At 47.9% G+C, this 3,587-nt stretch carries 2 protein-coding genes; both read right to left on the reverse strand.

The window, feature by feature from the left end; genetic code table 11:
* Nucleotides 1-247 precede the first annotated feature (247 nt).
* Entirely contained in the window at nt 248-1,204 is a 957-nt protein-coding gene (locus ASF04_RS27550; RefSeq protein ID WP_156368661.1) for a hypothetical protein, read from the reverse strand.
* Nucleotides 1,197-3,347, reverse strand: coding sequence for an AAA family ATPase (locus ASF04_RS26875; RefSeq protein ID WP_082488793.1), 2,151 nt, complete (start codon nt 3,345-3,347; stop codon nt 1,197-1,199). Before ASF04_RS26875 ends, ASF04_RS27550 begins: the two co-directional genes overlap by 8 nt.
* Nucleotides 3,348-3,587 lie beyond the last annotated feature (240 nt).

A 3,587-nucleotide genomic window follows, 5' to 3' on the forward strand; every position in this document is an offset into this window, starting at 1 on the left:
TGCAAGGAATTGACTCCATTTTAGCGAAAGCTTGCAAATCCCAGCTACTGTTTTTCGATCTTTCGGCAGTGGAATCAAGCGGTTAGGATTTGTTCAGGCCCGACTATTTACAGTACACCTCATCAATAGCTAAATGCCTTGGCGCCGAAATCCTGCGCGACTATCAACAGCTTGCTTGGTAATTTGATCGATGATGGCGTCACACCGCTGAGAAGCGGCGTGATCTCAGTGAGCTGACGGCAGGTTGTCACCGAAGGCAATGGGCAGGCAGATACAAAGGCTGGCCATTTAGAAGCCTGCTCAAACTCAGTCCTGCGGCATGAAACTGGGCATCAATGCAGCTCACGGCAGCGTGGAGGTACTCCTTTCTTTCGGATGAAAGATAGGTATCAAAGATTTCATCCCATAGTGCGGTCATCTCATCCCGGGCCGCCGCCTGCTCGAATGGTAGGCGATTTTCAGTCACTACAGCATTATAGACACCTACTGCCCGGATATAGATTCGTAATAAAACCCTCAACGGCTTTAAGTACTCGTTTCGGCGACGGGCAAGACCCTCCCTATTGAGTCCATAGATTGAAATAGTGGCGTCGGCCCGACGCCACTCATCCGACGCCGGATCGTTCGCGACCTTATCGACCAAATTCAATCCGCCAAAGTCTGTAAATGATATGTACGACGCTGGCTCATCTAGAGTTGGATCGATAAGACTCGGCCTCTCATTGCCTTCAAGCCCGGGCGACTTGGCACGTTGGCTTTCGTCTAACAGCGGGAATCGATTTCCTTTTCCGGACATGCTGGGTGCCAGCGTAACATGGTCAGTTCCAGGAGACCGATTACAATGATTGCAAGCGGGCAGTAAATTCTCCCACGCTGCTGCAAGCCACCAATATCCTTCTCCCGTCGGATTGTCGATGGCGTCGACCGAAGCTTTTGGCCTGAAGTGCTCAGTGTGCAAATCTTGATTGTCCAAACTGCATTCGCAGTATGCACATTTATTACCAAACAGATCGCTTAGGGCTTTCTTTACATCGTGATCCTTGGCATATAGTTTGAACACTAAACTCTTGCTCAAATTTTTCCAAGGCTTCGCTACGTTGCCGACGACTTTTTCCTGATTCGCATTGAACTCATCAATGTAATCTTGGCCAGTGGGATTGAGTGAAGTTGGCCATGAATTTGGAGTACGATCTCGCCTAATCATTGGTTCCTTCCTCCGACGAAGATTCCAAACGAATTTGAATAGATCTTGCAAGCTCGTCTAAAACACGTTCATCCCATTCTACAACGGTCTTTGGAGTTATCGCGAGATATCGGTCTATGACTTCAAACATTAGACGTTCGCGTGGGGTATCCCCTAGCACACCGACAGCGTGTAGCTCATCGGTCAACCGCCGCAGCTCTTCTCGCTCAGCGTTTGTAGCTGCATTACGATCATTTTTTATAAGTAGTTCAACATAAACGTTGTATTGCTTCTCCCACGCAGCGGTCTTCGTACTAAATAGGCCGAAGAGCGGCGACGTCAGCATCTGGTCAATACTCTGGCCATCTGAATAACCGACCGAGGTCTCGCTCACAGCACCCGCTTCGTCCCGAGCTAAAATGTGAATTTGAGATCCTTTCATTCCTCGCAACGTAAGTGGATCATGGGTACTGAAGATAATCTGAGCATTGGGAAATGCACGTTTTAATCGCGCGAGAATGCCCAAGCGCCATGCAGGGTGCAAATGAGCGTCAAGCTCATCGACGATCAAAACGAATCCATCTCTTAGTACACTGTCCCCACCAGCATAAAGCGCCTCCGCTAAGTCCGTACACATTGATACAACACTCTGCATCCCCGATGAAAGAGACGCGATTGGATGGCTACGTCCATTGGTGCTAATGCTAAGAGTTTTTGAGTTGACGGAGACTTGAGTATCTCGAGAGATAAGTAGTAACTGCAGTACTTCTGCTAAGTCTGACCGCTGTTGAGGGTTAAGGTAATCTAGCCAACCATGATATCCATTTAGCCTGATGCCGTCGTCGAATAGAGAGTGTAAGCGCACGCTTTTCCCACGCTGTCGCTGACCGGTTTCTCTTCTTGACAAGAGGCGATAAGGTCCATACCCAAAGACCTTCACCGAACGCTGAGCCCTTCCCTGAAAACGATTCGAGTCAAGATTGAAAATGAGCTCGTTGACGTCACTCTCTTCCTCAAACTGGACAACAATGCGCCCCTCAAACTCACCGGCATACAAACAACTACGAGCATCTTTTACTATTCGGTTAGATTCTCTCGGTCCTGCCAACGCGAGCGCGATCGCTTGCAATACACTCGACTTGCCCGTCGCATTTTCTCCGACAACCGCAAAGTTCTGATCTGTGAAGCGAGGCATCTCCAACTCCAGAGCTCGAATACCTTTAAAGTTCTCTATTGTGATTTTTCTGATCGGACGGAAGGCGCTACTAAGATCACTCGCTGCAACTGAGTAGTCACTTTCATTAAAAAGAGAGCCTTGAGGTATCTGATCAAGAGTGCGTAGTGATAGCGGCCCTATTCCTTTCAGAAGGTAACGGAGGGTGTCTTCAGTCGGACCAGCATCAAAAATTTGTTTCAACATCCTCTTTGTTCCAGGTTTAGAAAGTTGCCAGAGAAGAAGATAGAGACATCCCACGAATGGAGCCCTGTGATTGAGTGCTTCAAGCAATTCTTCAAACCTTCCTAGTCTATCCTGTCCCAATGTGTCTACCTGGAAGTTCCAAATTTCCACAAATTTTCCAAGCGCTGCTCGTCGGTCGACACGAAGATACTCTCTATTTAATTGTAGAGTCTGGATAGTTGCATGCGCACGGTCCAGTCTTGGAAGAAAATTTCCATGAGAATCCAAGAAAAAGAAATTCTCGGGGCGGTCCCAACAAGGATCAATTAATATCCCTTCGTGGTCTCGCCGCATTTGATTGACGGTTGCACCAAATCGGGCATTGAATGTCGCCGGGAAACGATTTTTTTTGTATGCGCCACACTCTTGGCAGCATAGATACAAATTGTCCCATACGCCGACAAGCCAAACATAATGAAGTTGGTCAACGGTTCCATCTTCCCTTTCAGCGCCGAACGGCGGCCGGAACCAATCGATTCCACCATGATCGCCCACAGATGCTTCGCAATATGCGCACTTATCGTCAAATTGCTGACGAACCTCTCCGAAGGCGTGTGGGCGTATCTGCTCTACAAGATCATAGATATCTGCGCGAACTTGGCCTCCTCGAGCAGCGGCCCCCTGGACCTCAAGAATCTGTTTTTTGAACTTTTTGCCCCCAAGTATCTCTGGGGTATATATTGGGTTTCGCTTTATGAAACGCATAAAAAATATTCAATTAGAAAAAATTTCACTATAGCGCACAACTTCCCGGAGGACAAAATTTCAGTCGCTTAAGGCTACCTTCACAATTTTGGTGTCACCTAGCACTTACGCCTCCGCTTTCGCATTGAGCTAGATAGTCGGGCCTGAACAAATCCTAACCGCTTGATTCCACTGCCGAAAGATCGAAAAACAGTAGCTGGGATTTGCAAGCTTTCGCTAAAATGGAGTCAATTCCTTGCA

The sequence above is a fragment of the Duganella sp. Leaf61 genome, from assembly GCF_001421905.1.
Lineage (GTDB): Bacteria > Pseudomonadota > Gammaproteobacteria > Burkholderiales > Burkholderiaceae_D > Rugamonas > Rugamonas zoogloeoides.

What these genes read in the sequence shown, in the direction of transcription:
- ASF04_RS27550 (WP_156368661.1), bottom strand. Translation starts at nt 1,204, where the DNA reads ATGATTAGGCGAGATCGTACTCCAAATTCATGGCCAACTTCACTCAAT.
- ASF04_RS26875 (WP_082488793.1), bottom strand. Translation starts at nt 3,347, where the DNA reads ATGCGTTTCATAAAGCGAAACCCAATATATACCCCAGAGATACTTGGG.